Here is a 16,318-nt window from a genome sequence, read left to right as displayed (position 1 = left end):
TATTCCTCACAACAAATTCGTACTTGTGTAATAGATGGGAACACTTTTTCGGATTTCAAATAATTTTTTATATATTTTTCATGATCTTATAAAAAATACTATGAGTAAAACTCGATTATAATATGGGTTTGTTTTGTATATATTTCAAGTACACTTCAGCTACATTTTATTAAATCGCTTAAATATTTATATTTGGTTTCGTCTGTTCCACTCTTTTCACAAAGTCTTCATTGAGAATTCCAAAAATAGGAATTAATTTATTAGGCTAATTCCATCCTGTTTTTGAAATTAAAATGCGTTTAAAACATATTATATTAACAACTTGTCTTTTTAGCTCGACTCTAGCAATAGCAGAGTTACCCCAAGACTCAAGAAGATCCGGTGGAATTGCAGTCGTTTCATTATCGACCGATATTACTCAAGTCACTTTTCAACACAAACCCGTTTTAATCAGTCAAGAAGGCCATCAACGTTATGCTGTAGTAGGTATTCCATTATCTACACCACTCGGCAGCATTCAGCTTGATACCAATAAAGCGCCTATTCAAATAGAAGTTAAGTCTTATCCTTATGCTGAGCAAAGGATTAAAGTTACCAATCAAGACTATGTGAACCCCAACCAAAGTCAATTAGACCGCTATGCTCAAGAAGCGAAAGAACAAAATGAGGTTTATAGTTCTTTCACAACAAGTTCATGGCAAAGCTTGCCTAAATTTATACGTCCAACTTCGGGAAAATTTACCAACTCTTTTGGAAGAAAACGTTTCTTCAATGGTGAAGAACGTGCACCTCATTCAGGTCTGGATATTCCAGCACCAATAGGTCAAAAAGTAGTTGCTCCAGCAGATGGTGTAGTCGTTCAAACAGGACACTATTTCTTTAATGGACAAACTGTATTAATTGATCACGGCCAAGGTTTAATTAGCATGTTTTGCCATTTAAGCGAGATAAAAGTAGAAAAGGGCCAGCGTATCCATCAAGGTGAAGTACTCGGCTTAGTCGGTAAAACAGGCCGTGTAACAGGGCCACATTTACATTGGGGAATGAGCCTTAACAATGCTCGGGTAGACCCTCAACTTTTTCTAAACCCAGCTCATTAATTTAAAGCTTTACGAAAGTACTTTGGCGCCTCGACATAACCTTCTCTTAGGTAAAATTGATGCGCTAAAGGCCTTTGCAATCCTGAGTGCAGTTCCATCCGGTCACAACCACGTTCCCTTGCCAACCGTTCTGCTTCTTGTACAAGCAAATGCCCCACTCCTTTACTACGCATATTCTCGTCAACATACAAATAACATATTTTGGCAAAGTCCCCTTTTAAGGCAATTTGCGGAATAAAATAAAGTGATAAAACTCCATATACATTTAAATCGTCAGCTGCGACCAATGTAATTGCGTTAGAATCTTTACTTAATCTTTGGAATTGTTCCTCAATCAATCTTAATGGCTGTGAATATCCCATTTGTTTCAGTAAGTGACATATAAATTCGGTATCTTTTGATTGAGCTAAACGGATATTCACCCAACATTCTCCTTTTATTTTTTGAATTGTTCTTATCATAAAAAAAGCCAACATGACTGTTAGCTTTTCTTTTCAGCTATTCATATAAAATTATGCAGCTTCAATAATCTCAAAATCGTGGGTAATTTCTACGCCACCATCAGAAAGCATTTTACTTGCTGAACAATATTTTTCAGCTGATAGCTCTACTGCTTTTGCAACCTGTTTTTCTTTTACGGCTTTACCTGTCACTACAAAGTGTAAATGGATCTTGGTGAAAACAGCTGGAATTGCATCTGCTCGCTCAGCTTTAAGCTGACATACGACATTCGTCACATCTTGACGAGATTTTTTTAAAATAGTCACAATATCAAACGAAGCACACCCACCAAGTCCCATTAATATCAATTCCATAGGACGTGGTCCACGGTTTTCGCCACCATACTCAGGTGAGCCATCCATCACTACACTATGACCACTCTCTGATTTCGCTTCAAAAGCAACATTCTCTAGCCAATGTACACTTGTTTGCATTGCAACTACCCAAAAAAAATTATAAATTTAAGCAGGGTCTGTTGACATTTCATCTATGGATTGCGTAATAGCTAAAAATTAATCCAAATAAAAACGCAAAACACAGACAAGGGCAATCCTTTGTCCCGTTTTGTAAAAAAGTTTGTTAAATTTCAGCCAAAATCTGAGGTGCGATTTAAGCATCTTAGGTGCAGCGCAAGACCAGATTTTTTTGTGCGTTTCGTTGTTAAGCTCTATTTATTTAGAATGACTAAATTCCATAGTTCTTGCTTCGTAACGTCTAGAAAAATCGTCTTATGTCGCAACCATCTGTGAAATGTCAACAGGCCCTTGTTTTGTACACTAACATAAAATGAGTTGATAAGGAATTTCATCTCTTCTGTGTAATAGCTCATCTCGAGCTTGTGTGAATTGTTTACCCTATTCGGAACATATCAAGCATGACTTCAAATTTTTCACAACTCAGCACAGATGCTTTATCTCCGGGGCAACTACCTGAATCCGTTAAAGCATTGTTAAAGCGTGCTCACATCAACAGATATCCAAAACGAACCACAATTGTTGATGCCGGAACAGAGTCAAAATCTTTATATTTAATTTTAAAAGGCTCAGTTTCAATTATTTTACGTGAAGATGATGAGCGTGAAATTGTTGTGGCATATTTGAATCCTGGTGACTTCTTTGGGGAAATGGGGCTTTTCGAACCGAACCCTCAACGTACAGCTGAAGTTCGTACCCGTGATGTCTGTGAAATTGCAGAAATTTCATATGACAACTTCCATGAACTGAGCAAACAGTATCCAGATCTCAGCTATGCCGTTTTCGCGCAACTTGTTCGTCGTTTAAAAAATACAACTCGTAAAATGACTGACCTTGCCTTCATTGATGTGTCTGGTCGTATTGCGCGTTGCTTAATCGACTTATCTTCACAACCAGAGGCAATGATCTTGCCGAATGGTCGTCAAATTCGTATTACCCGTCAAGAAATTGGACGTATTGTCGGTTGTTCACGAGAAATGGTTGGCCGTGTATTAAAGACCTTAGAAGATCAAGGTATGATCCAGACAGATGGTAAGGCTATTCTTATTTTTGATGCATCATTAGAAGAAACTCCTGTCACTGACGAAGACTATGATGACGAAGAATAATTATTCGTAATGATTTAATAAAGAGCAAACTTCGGTTTGCTTTTTTTATATGCAACAATGAGTTAATACATAAAGCTTACAAACTATTCTATTTTTATGATTTAAGTTGAATACATATTTTCCGTTAGGCTAACTTAAAATTTCTCAAGGATTTCGCAGTATGCAATTCAAACCACTTGGTCACACTGGCATTAACCTTCCAGAAATTTGCTTAGGTACTATGACATTTGGTGAGCAAAACACTCAACAAGAAGCTTTCGAACAACTCAATTACGCTTTAGAGCACGGTTTATATTTTTGGGATACAGCAGAGATGTATTCCGTACCCCCTAAACCAGAAACATATGGTGCGACTGAAACCATTTTAGGCAATTGGTTTGCACAACATGGTCAACGTGACAAAGTATTCCTTGCTTCAAAAATTGCAGGTCCTGGCTTTGGTGGAACTCATATTCGAGAAGGTCATACCAAGTTTAATAGTGAACATATTTCACAAGCGATTGATGGTTCTCTTAAACGCCTCCAAACAGACTATATTGATCTCTACCAATTACACTGGCCAGAACGTCATACCAACTTTTTTGGCACGCTCGCTTATGGTAATCAGCAGGCCCACAATAATTACAACACTACGCCTTTAGAAGAGACATTACTTGCTCTTCAAAAAGAGATTAATCGAGGACGTATTCGTTATATCGGCTTATCTAATGAAACGCCTTGGGGCACTATGAAGTTTTTACAGCTTGCTGAAAATTTAGGTGTAAGTAAATTTGTGAGTGTGCAAAACCCCTATAGCCTGCTTAATCGTACTTATGAAATCGGTATGTCTGAGATTGCTAAATATGAAGGTGTAGGATTACTTGCATACTCTCCTCTTGCTTTTGGTTACTTAACTGGTAAGTTTAGAAATGGGGCACGTCCTGCGAATGCTCGCGTTACTCTATTTCCACGCTTTAGTCGCTATAGCAATCCACAAAGTGAATGGGCAACGGAACAATATGCACAGCTCGCTGAAAAGCATGGTTTAAGCCTGACTCAATTGGCTCTAGCCTTTATTAAACAGCAATTCTTTGTGACGAGTACAATTATTGGTGCGACTAGCTTAGATCAGCTCAAAGAGAATATTCAGGCTTTTGAAATTGAGCTTTCACCAGAAATTTTACAAGGCATAGAAGCTATTCATGTACAACAGCCTAATCCTGCCCCTTAAAAACAAAAAAACGGATGCTTAAGCATCCGTTTTTATACTTATATTAAAGTTTTAAAACTTATCTACGGCCATTATAAATAGCTAATGCTGCAGGTAAGTTTTTACGCATATCATTAATACGCTGAGCGTTAGATGGGTGAGTAGACAAGAAAGATGAACCACCAGCACCTTCAAGTTTGTTCATTTTTTCCCAGAGGGTAATAGCAGCATTTGGGTTATAACCTGCACGTGCCATTAACATTAAGCCCCCTTGGTCAGCACGGCTCTCTAAACTACGCGAATATGGTAAGCCCACCCCTACTTGCGAACCTAGTTGTGCAGCAGCCGCACCTAATTGGTTAACGTTACCGCCACCTGCATAGCTTAAGCCAATATTTAATGCCAAATCAGTTAAAGCCTGTGCGCCAATTTTACTTTTAGCATGCTCTTCTAAAGCGTGCGTCATTTCGTGGCCCATAACAGCTGCAATTTCAGCATCCGTTAGGTTGAGCTTATTCACAATACCTGTGTAGAACACGACCTTACCACCTGGTGCAACGTAGGCGTTAACAGTATCTGATTTCAGTACAGCCAACTGCCAGCTAAATGGCTGCCCTGTTTGATTTACTTGATCAGCATAAGGTTTTAAACGGTTGAAAACAGCATTAATACGGCTATAGGTACTTGAACTTGTATCTAAAGTCCCTTTAGCACGTGCTTCCTGCACCATTTTAGTAAAACCTTGTGCAGACTGCGCATTTAATGTTGCTGTATCTGCACCAGCCATGTCAGCCATTGTTGCGCAACCAGAGATTGTTACAACACCTGCAGCACACAAGCTTAAAAAAAGTTTCTTATTCATCAACATGGGTCACCTAAATCTTAAAAAAACTGTTTATTCTTTTGCACTTATTATAAGAAATAGCACATAAGCTTTGAATCTCTCATTTCTTCACGATCATAGTATTTATGTAACGATCAAGCAGATAAAGTCATCAAATAAATCCAGAACAGTAAACATATTATATTTAGGACAAGATAGACATGGCTTAAAGGCTTAACTTTCTCTTCAAGAGAGGGACTTGTCCTTTTCCATAAGAGATAACTGTTTTGTATAAAAACGACCGGGATTAAGACACAAGCAATCAAAACAGAAAGACTCATAAATGCTGTCATGAAGAAGTCAGGGTTATAATTTTGGCCATAAATGACTAGCATAGCTAACGTTGGCGAACCACCGATCGCAAACAAAAAAGAATAAAAAATGGTTTTTGAAATAGTGGGTTGCAATTTCATTTTAGTTCATCATCCATGACATCACTTATATTTCTGTTTTAATCTGAATTAGACAAAACAGAAACTGCACTTTAGTCGGATATAAAAAAGCCCCCTTTTTCAGGAGGCTTTTATCATCTTTGCAAATTAAGCAGAGAATGGGTGACGTAAAACAATTGTTTCTGCACGGTCTGGACCAGTTGAAACGATATCAATCGGACATTCGATTAATTGTTCAATACGTTTTACATAAGCCAAAGCATTTGCAGGTAATTGGTCAATGCTCGTTAAACCAACAGTTGACTCGCTCCAACCTGGCATAGTTTCATAAATTGGTTTCAAACATTCAAAAGAAACCGCATCAGAAGAACCTACACAACCTGAATCAGTATTTTCATAACCTACACAGATTTTCACTTCTTCTAAACCGTCTAAAACGTCAAGTTTAGTCAAGCAAATACCTGAAAGTGAGTTAACATCTACAGAACGGCGTAAGATTTCAGCATCAAACCAACCACAACGACGTTGACGACCAGTAGAAGCACCAAATTCATGACCTACTGTACCCAAGTGTTTACCAATTGGGTCACCAGAATCAGTTGCTGCATCGTAAACTAATTCTGTTGGGAATGGACCTGCACCTACACGTGTTGTATAAGCTTTAGTGATACCTAATACATAATCAAGATGTAAAGGCCCCATACCAGAACCAGAGCTTACGCCACCAGCAGTTGTATTTGAGCTAGTCACATACGGGTAAGTACCGTGGTCGATGTCTAAAAGTGAGCCTTGAGCGCCTTCAAACATTACAGGCTTACCTTCTTTGCGGTAGTCATGTAATACTTTAGTCACGTCAATCACTAACGGAGCAAGCACTTCACGCCATTCGTTGCAAAGAGCCAACACGTCTTCAAATTTAACTGCTTCTACACCGTAGAACTGGGTTAATTGGAAGTTATGTAACTCAAGCATTTCTTGGAGTTTTTCTTCTAACGCTGCACCACCACGAACAAGGTCAGCAACACGCACTGCACGGCGAGCTACTTTATCTTCGTAAGCAGGGCCAATACCACGACCTGTAGTACCGATTTTAGCGTTACCACGTTTCTTCTCACGAGCCTGATCAAGAGCAATGTGGTTAGGTAAAATAAGAGGACAGTTTGGAGAAATACGTAGACGTTCCTTAACTGGAACACCCTCAGCTTCCAAAATTCCCATTTCTTCAATTAATGCTGCTGGTGAAAGCACCACACCATTACCAATTAAGCACAATACGTTTTCACGTAAAATACCTGATGGAATGAGGTGTAATACAGTCTTTTTACCACCTACGACAAGAGTATGACCTGCGTTATGTCCGCCTTGATAACGTACTACCGCAGCCGCTTGATCTGTGAGCAGGTCGACGATTTTACCTTTACCTTCGTCGCCCCATTGGGTACCAAGTACCACAACATTTTTGCCCATAATAGCCTCATTACATCATGCTGTTAAAATTGGAAACCATCAGTAAAAACTTACTGCTGGCGTTTAAATCTTTTCAATATTCCATTGACCGTTTTGCGATACAAGCTGATGCGTCGCATAAGGAATAGAACCTAAATTATCATTACCTAACAATTGGACTACACGTAAGCCTTGTAAACGTGCATTTGCAATTGCCTTAAGTAAATCTGCATCAGTACCTTTAGGCGCTACTACAGTTTCAATTTCGGCAAACTGATTTGCACCTAAGGCATATAAATCACAACTGAAACCAGTAGCAGGACGTGCACGACCGAAGTGTTCACCAATACCATCGTAACGGCCACCTTGCGCTAAAGGTGCAGCACGGTTCGGTGCATAAACTGCATACATCAAACCAGTGTGATAGTGGTAACTGCGAAGTTCGACAACATCAATCCCAACATTCAGTGCTGGCCAACGGTTTTTAATTTGTTCAAGTGTAGTTTTGAGCGCATTTAATGCAGCATCAAATTCAACATCTTTTAAAATATCTGTACTTAAATGAGTTTGTAATGCTTCTAAATCACTTGCATAGCGACCAAGTGCATAGAAGTCTGAACCCATATTTAAATTTTGAGTAAATTCAGCTAACTCAGGTAATGCTTTTCTTTGATAAAGATCAGATAACTCATGCTCTTCATTTTTAGAAAGTCCGGCATATTTTACTAAGCTACGAAATAAGCCTACATGCCCTAGGTCTAAATGTGCACCTTGCAATGTATAAGCATTTTCAATGAGCCCAAGCATTACATCGACCATTTCAACATCAGCTTCAATACTATCGTGGCCATATAGCTCTGCACCTAATTGTAAAGGTGCGCGAGTCGCATTGAAATTTTGTGGTTTTGTATGTAATACAGTCCCTGCATAACAGTAACGTGCAACCCCTTCAACAGGTCTTACATGTGCATCAATACGTGCAACTTGAGGCGTCATATCAGCACGGATACCGAGTAAACGGCCTGAAAGCTGATCAATCACCTTAAAAGTTACTAAATCCAGGTCTTGATTTGATTCTGATAATGAAGACAACGATTCGATGTATTCGATAAATGGTGTATATACCAGTTGATAACCTCTTACTGAGAGGAAATCTATAGCTTCACGGCGAAGTTTTTCAATGACTTGCGCCTGTTCCGGCAATACATCTGCTACCCCGTCAGGCAGCAACCATGTCTCTGAAATGGTCATATTTCAAGCCTAAAATCTGATCAACGTGGAACGACCCCACATAAAAAAATCGGGAACACACCCGATTTCTCTTAGTGTAGCATGATACTTTGTGCCATGCACCTGACAATTTGCATAAATCTTTCTTAATAAACTCTAAAGTCAAAAAGAAGAGATTAACAATTAACAATATTATTCAATACTTTACTCTTATTCACTTTAGTTATTAATAGAGCTTGTTCGACCAAAGAATGGGCCAATATCTGAACTATCACCTTGTTTCCAGTTAACCAACCTTAACTGCTGAACAACTTTCCTAAGTTATTTCAAATTTAGAAAGAATCACACAAGTCTAATAATCGATTTGCATAGCCCCATTCATTATCGTACCAAGCAAATACTTTAGCTTGATGCCCAACAACCATAGTTTGAGTTAAATCAACAATAAGTGAATAAGGCGAATGATTAAAATCACTTGAAACGAGTGGCTCATCAGTCACTGCCATAATTTCCGCATAATCTGTTTGAGACGCCTTAATCAACAATTTATTAATATGATGAACAGTAATTGGTGATTGTGCGATAAAAGTTAAATCAATGGCAGCCACATTAATGGTGGGAACTCGAATTGAATAACCATCAATACGGTCTTCCATTTTAGGCATTACACGTTTTAATGCACCCAGTGCACTAGACGTAGTTGGAATAATATTTTGACCAGAAGCTCTGGCACGACGTAAATCACGGTGCGCATGGTCAAGCACAGACTGATCTGCTGTTACGGCATGAATTTCTGTCATGAGCGCAGTTTCAATCCCAAATGCGTCATCAATGATTTTTACTAACGGCACTAAAGCCTGTGTCGTACATGACACACTTGATATGATTTGATCAGACGCTTTCACATCGGCATGGTTAACGCCATAGACAATTGCAGCATCGACATGGTCAAAAGGTGCAGCCCCAATAATGACTCTTTTTGCCCCAGCTTCTAAGTGGCGGGTTGCATCAGCATGAGAACGGAACAAGCCTGTACATTCGAGTACAACATCAATTTGCAAGCTTGCCCACGGTAAAAGTTCTGGCTGTTTTTGCTGTAAAACTTCAACTTTCAAATTTCTTTGGTTAGATTGAATATTTAAATAAATCTTTTCATTTTCAATCGCTATGTCAACTTTGCCATTAAAACGACCATGAGTTGAATCATATTTAAATAAATGCACTAGTGTCTGTACATCTGCTATATCGTTAATCGCCACGATTTCAAAATGAAATTGTTTCGGGCTTTCAAACCATGCACGTAAAACATTACGTCCAATCCGGCCAAACCCATTAATGGCGATACGTTGCATGACCTATCCTTATCTACAAAACCAGAAACGAAAGAAGGCATATAGTAAAACACGTGAAGGCCAATTGAATATAGATTTTTAGCCAAATCACAGTTTTGTAAGATATTCCCTCTAAAATCGTTGGTTCGGTGGGGTTTTTCCGTTACAATTTAGCGTTTTTTAAAAATAAGCCCCGTATCACATGCAAGATTTGTGAACAAATAAACTTGTGGTGATGCTTTTAGCCAAATTCGAAAATATGGAGTGACTTGGTTGTGAGTACTCGTTTAATGACATCTGCTGAAATTCGTGAAGCATTTTTGCGCTACTTTGAAACGCAAGGGCATACACGTGTTGCATCGAGTTCTCTTGTTCCTGCCAACGACCCAACTTTATTATTTACAAATGCTGGGATGAACCAGTTTAAAGACTGTTTTTTAGGTCTTGAAAAACGTGATTATGTACGTGCAACAACATCACAAAAATGTGTACGTGCAGGCGGTAAACACAACGATTTAGATAACGTCGGCTATACAGCTCGTCACCATACATTCTTTGAAATGTTAGGTAACTTCTCATTTGGTGACTATTTCAAACGTGATGCACTTAAGTTTGCTTGGGAGTTTTTAACCAGCGAACAATGGCTAGCTTTACCGAAAGATCGCTTATATGTAACGGTTTATCATACAGATGACGAAGCTTATGACATCTGGAATAAAGAAATTGGTTTAGCTCCAGAGCGTATTATCCGTATTGGTGATAACAAAGGCGAAAAATACGCATCAGATAACTTCTGGGCAATGGGTGATACAGGTCCTTGTGGTCCATGTTCTGAAATTTTCTTTGACCACGGTGACCACATTTGGGGTGGCTTACCTGGTTCTCCTGAAGAAGATGGCGACCGTTTCATTGAAATCTGGAATAACGTTTTCATGCAGTTTAACCGTACTGCTGATGGCGTACTTCACCCTCTTCCAGCGCCATCTGTAGATACAGGTATGGGCTTAGAGCGTATTTCTGCAGTATTGCAACATGTTAATTCAAACTATGACATTGACCTGTTCCAACACTTATTAAAAGCTGCTGCAAACATTATTGGTATTGAAGATGAAGGTCAGCCTTCTTTACGTGTCGTTGCAGACCATGCGCGTTCTTGCTGCTTCTTAATTGCTGATGGTGTAAACCCAAGCAATGAAGGTCGTGGTTATGTATTACGTCGTATTATTCGCCGTGCTGTTCGTCATGGTAACAAGCTTGGTGCAACAGGTACGTTCTTCTACAAAATGTTGCAACCATTAATTGAAGTGATGGGTCAGGCTTACCCTGAGTTAGAAGCTCGTCGTGATGTGATTGAAGCAACTTTAATTCGTGAAGAAGAACAGTTTGCTAAAACACTTGAGCAAGGCTTAAAACTTCTCGAAGGTGAACTTGCTCAGTTAAAAGATAAAACTATTCCGGGTGCGACTGTATTTAAACTTTACGACACTTATGGCTTCCCGACAGACTTAACGGCTGATATTGCACGTGAACGTGGCTTTATTATTGATGAAGCCGGTTTTGAAGTTGAAATGGCTGCACAGCGTCAACGTGCACGTGATGCTGGTAAGTTTGCAGTTGACTATAACAGCATTGTAAAAGTCGAAGGCGAAACTCAGTTTGACGGTTATATCAACACAACTGGTCAAGGTCAGATTGTAGCGATCTATAAAGATGGCGTACAAGTTGACGAAGTTTCTGAAGGCGACGAAGCACTTATCGTTTTAAACCAAACTCCTTTCTATGCTGAAAGTGGTGGTCAGATTGGTGATACTGGTATCTTCAAAAATGAAACAGGTATTTTTGAAGTTCAAGACACTAAAAAGTCTGGTGGTGCCTTTGTTCATCAAGGTATTGTGACTGTTGGTAACCTCAAAGCAAATCAAAATGTAGAAGCGATTGTTAAAGCAGACATTCGTGAAGCTACTGCGCGTAACCACTCAGCAACCCACTTGTTACATGCTGCCCTTCGTCAAATTTTAGGTTCTCATGTACAACAAAAAGGTTCTTTAGTTGCAAGTGATATCTTACGTTTTGACTTTGCAAATGACCAACCTGTTTCATTTGAACAATTACAACAAGTTGAACGTCTCGTAAATGCTGAAATCATTGCCAATACTCCAGTGACGACTGAGCTTCTCGACATTGAAGCAGCAAAAGCAAAAGGCGCAATGATGCTGTTCGGTGAAAAATACGGCGATGAAGTTCGTGTACTTTCTATGGGTTCAGTTATTGATGAGAAAAACTTCTCAATCGAACTTTGTGGCGGTATTCACGTAAAACGTACAGGTGATATTGGTTTATTCAAAATCACTTCTGAAGGTGGTGTAGCTGCTGGTGTACGTCGTATTGAAGCAGTGACTGGCACTAAAGCATTAGAAGTGGTACAAAAAGCTGATCATGATATTCAGCACATTAATAGCTTACTAAAAGCACAGAAAGACCAAACAGTTGAGCGTGTACAAGCCAATGTAGAATTGGTTTCTGCATTACAAAAGCAGATTGAACAGCTCAACCAGAAATTGGCAAACTTCCAAGCGGCTGATTTGATTGACCAAGTTCAAACCATTGCTGGTCGTCAAACGCTTATTACTACTGTTCAAGGGGTTGATGCCAAAGCGCTTCGCAACTTACATGACAGTGTAAAATCAAAATTAGAGAACGCAGTGATTGTGTTAGCAGGTGTAGAGGGTGACAAAGTCAGCCTGCTTGCATCAGTCGCGTCACAATACACTGCAAATCTAAAAGCAGGTGACATCATCAAACATCTAGCAACTGAACTAGGTGGTAAAGGTGGTGGTAAACCTGACTTAGCACAAGGTGGCGCGCCACTTAACGAGAAGTTTGGACAAGTGATCGCAGCATTGCCTGCATGGCTTGAACAAAAATAAGACTTCACTTTTTGTGTAACTGACCCTGAAAAGCCTCTCAGGGTCATGGCTTATATGGAACAACTATGGCATTAATCGTTCAAAAGAATTAATGCCATTTAGCCACTCTAAGACACACTAAGACAAAAACAATAATAAAAGCCTTATTTCTCAATATTTCCCTCGTTTTTAATATAGACATACTAAGACATTTTAGGACAGAATAAGTCTCATTAATTATGTACACATTGGTGTACATATTTGCACTTACCTCTCGCTCAACTAAAATTATGTACACAGGTGGACTATGGCTTTAACTGAAGTGTGGCTGAAAGCTAATAACGGCAAGGCACGTGATAAGGTTGAAGAAATAGCAGATCGAGACTCAATGAGTGTTCGAGTCTCACCTAAAGGTAAAATAGTTTTTCAGCTTAGATATCGTTTTGCTGGTAAAGCTGAACGTTTAGACCTTGGCACCTACCCTCATATTTCTCTCAAAGATGCACGTATAAAAGCTAGTGAAATGCGTTCACTATTAGATAAGGGAATGAATCCTAAAGTTGAGGTTCGGGTACAGCAGCAAAAATATATCGATGCAAGCACATTTGAAGATGTCTTTAATGACTGGTATGAAAGTTATTGTCTAAAGAAAAAGACTTCTGCACAGCAAATTAAAAACACCTTTGAACAACATGTCATCCCTGAAATTGGTGATTTACCAGTTGACCGCATTACTCTGCAACAATGGTTGGCCTTACTTGAAGAATTAGCTGATGATGTACCTTCGATCGCAGATCGGGTATTAACGAATGCAAAACAGGTCCTTAAGTGGGCTAAAAAGAGACAATTGCTTGAAGTGAATGTCTTATCCGATATCTATGCTAAAGAAGATCTAGGAATTGAACGAAATAGAGGTACCAGATTTCTTTCTGATGAAGAAATTAAAATGGTATGGCTGGCTATTGAAGAATCAAACATTTTGCCTAAAAACAAAATTTTCTTAAAACTATGTTTAATGTTTGGTTGTAGAAATGGCGAACTCAGAAAAGCCAAAAAGACTGATTTCGATTTAAATAGAAAGGTCTGGATTGTTCCTGTAGTAAACAATAAGACCGGCAAGAAAACTGGTCGTGAAATCATTCGCCCTATTTTGCCTGAAATGGAGGCATTAATTGTCGAGGCTTTTGAATACAGCACTTGTGAGTACTTCTTAACTAATGACAGTGAAGCAACCCCTATGAGCCATGGTTCTTCAAATTCATTGCCTGGTTATGTAATGGAACGCCTTAGAAGACATCATGATTATCACATGAAACATTGGTCGCTTCATGATCTACGAAGAACTGCTCGTACTAATTTCAGTGCATTTACATCGCGTGATGTTGCACAACTCATGATTGGTCATGTAATGTCTGGTGAACAAGGTACTTATGATTATTATGAATATTTACCTCAGCAAACAGAAGCATATGCAAAGTGGTTGGATAAATTAAAGTCTCTAACCAATAATTAGGGTTTACCCTTTTAGAATTGCAGAATTTCCGACCAAATGCGCCAGATACTGCGTCAATTTTTGACTTCTACTTGTTTATCCACAGCTTTTTAAATTTGAATTTATGCTCATCTCTAGAATATCATCTTGAATATGTTACATATTCAAGTTAGGGGAAGCACATGAGCGAAATTGTACCGTCCATCATTCAGATAAAGCCTTATCTTACACAAGGTATTGTTTTATCTGAGGCCTTATCTATCAAACAAGTTGTACCATCAACTCATCTACTCATCCCTTACGCATTAGAAAAAATCAATGCAGGTTTCCCCTCTCCGGCTCAAGATTACATCGATAAAGCGCTCGATATGAATGAGCACTTAATCAAAAATGCAACTTCAACGTTTATTGTCAAAGTTGCATCACTATCAATGCTCAATGCGGGTATAGATATTGATGATGAATTGATTGTGGATCGTAGTCTTGATGCAAAGCACGGCGATATCGTTATTGCACTAATTGACAATGAATTCACAGTTAAACGTTTAATGATCGATGAAAAAGGTCAATGGCTTAAAGCTGAAAATCCTGAATATAAAAATATTTATTTAGCGGACGGCCAAGAACTGATTATCTGGGGCGTTGTCACTCATATCATTAAAATGACACGGCATTAAGTCATGAAACATGAGAACAAAGTATTTTTTCTCATCGATGTAAATAACATGTACGTTTCATGTGAGCGAGTCTTTGATCCGTCTTTGAATGATAGACCGGTTATTGTTTTGTCAAATAACGATGGGTGCGCCGTGGCACGTAGCAATGAGTCAAAAGCTCTAAACATAAAAATGGGTGTGCCACTATTTCAGATCAAAGACATTGTTCAGCAGCATAACGTAATCGTACTTTCTAGTAATTATGCAATGTATGCAGAAATGTCACGGCGCTTTCATACGATTCTTGCATCTTACGTTACTGATGAAGAAGTTGAACCTTACTCTATAGACGAATGTTTTGTTGATTTCACCGCTTATGAGAAAAACTTTGATTTAGAAAAAGTCGGTCACGATATGCGAGCGAAGATTTGGAAATGGATTGGTTTGCCCGTGTGCGTAGGTATTGGTCGCAGCAAGACGGAGGCAAAGATATCCAATCATATAGCTAAGAAAAATCAAGGCTTTAACGGCGTTTGCGATCTCGTAAACATGGATCCGTGCAATAAAGAATATTACTTTGCTCAAATAGATGTGAGTGAAGTCTGGGGGGTCGGCAGTAAACATGCAAAAAAGTTGCAAAGCCTGGGAATTAATACAGTGCTTGATCTAGCTTGTGCTGAACCACGTGAAATGCGAAAACGCTTTTCTATTGTTATGGCTCGTACTATTAACGAGCTACAAGGCATCTCATGTATTGAGATTGAAGACACTCCGCCATCTAAAAAGCAAATTATTAAGTCATGTTCTTTTGGTGCGAAAGTTACCGAACTTATTGACCTACAAGAAGCAATAGCCATGCATGCACAAGAAGCATGTAAGCGGTTACGTGATGAAGAGTCGCTATGTGGTTGTCTACTTGTATTTGTTCAATCAAGCCCATTTGATGAAAGCGCTCCATTTTATAATAGGTCTATTACTGGCGCATTTTCTGAGCCTACGGATAGCGCGCTGGACTTCGTAAAAGCAGCAGTAAGGATGGTGTCTGATATTTATAAAGAAGGTATCAAATATAAAAAATGCGGTGTCATATTAACAGGCTTAGAACCTAAAGCTGGTCATACTTATGACCTATTAACCGATTTTGAAGTCATAGAGAGAAAAGAACAATTGATGAAAGCACTGGATAACGTGCACAACAAATTTGGAAAGAAAAAACTCGGTGTTGGTCCATGCTATGTGCCGGGTCGGAACTGGTCGATGTCGCAGGATAAGTTGAGTAAAAATCCATTTAAGTGGGATCAGCTAACAATCGTTAAATAATTTTTAAAGTAGCTTGCACTTAAAACTTATAAGAGTAGAAAACGAATAATTATGAAAAGTGCTTAAGCTAAACGTTTTTCACAAAAAAATTAAAAACATAAGCTTAAATAACATTTAATCTTACTTACACGTCTTTTTTTTGAAGTCGACATCAAGTTTCAGATGCTTGGGTTAGGTATCAATTGTCAATGATAAAAAACAGAAGAAAAATAAGTGATACAATGACTAAATAAAAATTAAATATAAAGTATTGATAAAGATATAATTTTCATTGATATAAACTTATACTT

The 16,318-nt window shown here is 38.7% G+C and carries 14 protein-coding genes; 7 read left to right on the top strand and 7 right to left on the bottom strand.

Annotated features, from left to right (window positions below; translation table 11 throughout):
- Positions 1-293 precede the first annotated feature (293 nt).
- Complete coding sequence (locus CSB87_RS15915) at positions 294-1,100, top strand: peptidoglycan DD-metalloendopeptidase family protein (protein WP_004888031.1); 807 nt, start codon at positions 294-296, stop codon at positions 1,098-1,100.
- Here CSB87_RS15915 and CSB87_RS15910 read toward each other — a convergent pair.
- Positions 1,097-1,522, bottom strand: a complete 426-nt coding sequence (locus CSB87_RS15910; protein ID WP_004888033.1) for a GNAT family N-acetyltransferase — start codon at positions 1,520-1,522, stop codon at positions 1,097-1,099. The genes CSB87_RS15915 and CSB87_RS15910 overlap by 4 nt on opposite strands.
- A gap of 90 nt (positions 1,523-1,612) precedes the next feature.
- The gene (locus CSB87_RS15905) at positions 1,613-2,035 is read right to left on the bottom strand and encodes an OsmC family protein (RefSeq protein WP_001195082.1); all 423 of its coding nucleotides are present in this window, start codon (positions 2,033-2,035) and stop codon (positions 1,613-1,615) included.
- Between the two features lie 440 nt (positions 2,036-2,475).
- Here CSB87_RS15905 and crp point away from each other — a divergent pair, with 440 nt between their 5' ends.
- Together crp and CSB87_RS15895 are read left to right on the top strand one after the other, a co-directional pair.
- On the top strand, positions 2,476-3,183 hold the full coding sequence (crp, locus tag CSB87_RS15900; protein WP_002156798.1) for a cAMP-activated global transcriptional regulator CRP: 708 nt from the start codon (positions 2,476-2,478) through the stop codon (positions 3,181-3,183).
- Between the two features lie 160 nt (positions 3,184-3,343).
- Positions 3,344-4,393: an NADP(H)-dependent aldo-keto reductase gene (locus CSB87_RS15895; protein ID WP_004888034.1), complete on the top strand. Its 1,050-nt coding sequence runs from the start codon at positions 3,344-3,346 to the stop codon at positions 4,391-4,393.
- Between the two features lie 58 nt (positions 4,394-4,451).
- On the opposite strand, the gene CSB87_RS15890 is transcribed toward CSB87_RS15895, so the two are convergent.
- The 5 genes from CSB87_RS15890 to CSB87_RS15870 form a co-directional block, all read right to left on the bottom strand.
- Positions 4,452-5,234, bottom strand: coding sequence for a M48 family metallopeptidase (locus CSB87_RS15890; protein WP_017393664.1), 783 nt, complete (start codon positions 5,232-5,234; stop codon positions 4,452-4,454).
- A 116-nt stretch (positions 5,235-5,350) separates the two neighbouring features.
- Positions 5,351-5,668, bottom strand: a complete 318-nt coding sequence (locus CSB87_RS15885; protein WP_002156849.1) for a hypothetical protein — start codon at positions 5,666-5,668, stop codon at positions 5,351-5,353.
- A gap of 126 nt (positions 5,669-5,794) precedes the next feature.
- Entirely contained in the window at positions 5,795-7,114 is a 1,320-nt protein-coding gene (locus tag CSB87_RS15880) for an adenylosuccinate synthase (protein ID WP_002156866.1), read from the bottom strand.
- Positions 7,115-7,177: 63 nt separating this feature from the next.
- The gene (locus CSB87_RS15875; RefSeq protein WP_004888036.1) at positions 7,178-8,344 is read right to left on the bottom strand and encodes an ATP phosphoribosyltransferase regulatory subunit; all 1,167 of its coding nucleotides are present in this window, start codon (positions 8,342-8,344) and stop codon (positions 7,178-7,180) included.
- A 311-nt stretch (positions 8,345-8,655) separates the two neighbouring features.
- Positions 8,656-9,675, bottom strand: a complete 1,020-nt coding sequence (locus CSB87_RS15870) for a type I glyceraldehyde-3-phosphate dehydrogenase (RefSeq protein WP_004888037.1) — start codon at positions 9,673-9,675, stop codon at positions 8,656-8,658.
- Positions 9,676-9,944: 269 nt separating this feature from the next.
- Here CSB87_RS15870 and alaS point away from each other — a divergent pair, with 269 nt between their 5' ends.
- From alaS to CSB87_RS15845, 4 genes are all read left to right on the top strand, one after another.
- On the top strand, positions 9,945-12,581 hold the full coding sequence (gene alaS, locus CSB87_RS15865; RefSeq protein ID WP_004709855.1) for an alanine--tRNA ligase: 2,637 nt from the start codon (positions 9,945-9,947) through the stop codon (positions 12,579-12,581).
- A gap of 286 nt (positions 12,582-12,867) precedes the next feature.
- Positions 12,868-14,073, top strand: a complete 1,206-nt coding sequence (locus tag CSB87_RS15860) for a tyrosine-type recombinase/integrase (RefSeq protein WP_106105114.1) — start codon at positions 12,868-12,870, stop codon at positions 14,071-14,073.
- Positions 14,074-14,234: 161 nt separating this feature from the next.
- The gene (locus CSB87_RS15850) at positions 14,235-14,729 is read left to right on the top strand and encodes a LexA family protein (protein ID WP_106105113.1); all 495 of its coding nucleotides are present in this window, start codon (positions 14,235-14,237) and stop codon (positions 14,727-14,729) included.
- Between the two features lie 3 nt (positions 14,730-14,732).
- Positions 14,733-16,028 (top strand): Y-family DNA polymerase, encoded by a 1,296-nt coding sequence (locus CSB87_RS15845; protein ID WP_106105112.1) that lies wholly within the window; start codon positions 14,733-14,735, stop codon positions 16,026-16,028.
- The last annotated feature ends 290 nt before the right edge of the window (positions 16,029-16,318 follow it).

Origin of the sequence: Acinetobacter sp. AR_0276, assembly GCF_003000705.1 — a bacterium.
Classification (GTDB): domain Bacteria; phylum Pseudomonadota; class Gammaproteobacteria; order Pseudomonadales; family Moraxellaceae; genus Acinetobacter; species Acinetobacter nosocomialis.
This window is presented reverse-complemented; position numbering and strand designations above follow the sequence as displayed.

Excerpts from the sequence above, each read along its gene's own strand:
- alaS (WP_004709855.1), top strand. The coding sequence starts at position 9,945 with ATGACATCTGCTGAAATTCGTGAAGCATTTTTGCGCTACTTTGAAACG.
- CSB87_RS15845 (WP_106105112.1), top strand. The coding sequence starts at position 14,733 with ATGAAACATGAGAACAAAGTATTTTTTCTCATCGATGTAAATAACATG.
- CSB87_RS15885 (WP_002156849.1), bottom strand. The coding sequence starts at position 5,668 with ATGAAATTGCAACCCACTATTTCAAAAACCATTTTTTATTCTTTTTTG.
- CSB87_RS15880 (WP_002156866.1), bottom strand. The coding sequence starts at position 7,114 with ATGGGCAAAAATGTTGTGGTACTTGGTACCCAATGGGGCGACGAAGGT.
- CSB87_RS15860 (WP_106105114.1), top strand. The coding sequence starts at position 12,868 with ATGGCTTTAACTGAAGTGTGGCTGAAAGCTAATAACGGCAAGGCACGT.
- CSB87_RS15905 (WP_001195082.1), bottom strand. The coding sequence starts at position 2,035 with ATGCAAACAAGTGTACATTGGCTAGAGAATGTTGCTTTTGAAGCGAAA.
- CSB87_RS15890 (WP_017393664.1), bottom strand. The coding sequence starts at position 5,234 with ATGAATAAGAAACTTTTTTTAAGCTTGTGTGCTGCAGGTGTTGTAACA.
- CSB87_RS15915 (WP_004888031.1), top strand. The coding sequence starts at position 294 with ATGCGTTTAAAACATATTATATTAACAACTTGTCTTTTTAGCTCGACT.
- CSB87_RS15895 (WP_004888034.1), top strand. The coding sequence starts at position 3,344 with ATGCAATTCAAACCACTTGGTCACACTGGCATTAACCTTCCAGAAATT.
- CSB87_RS15850 (WP_106105113.1), top strand. The coding sequence starts at position 14,235 with ATGAGCGAAATTGTACCGTCCATCATTCAGATAAAGCCTTATCTTACA.
- CSB87_RS15875 (WP_004888036.1), bottom strand. The coding sequence starts at position 8,344 with ATGACCATTTCAGAGACATGGTTGCTGCCTGACGGGGTAGCAGATGTA.
- CSB87_RS15870 (WP_004888037.1), bottom strand. The coding sequence starts at position 9,675 with ATGCAACGTATCGCCATTAATGGGTTTGGCCGGATTGGACGTAATGTT.
- crp (WP_002156798.1), top strand. The coding sequence starts at position 2,476 with ATGACTTCAAATTTTTCACAACTCAGCACAGATGCTTTATCTCCGGGG.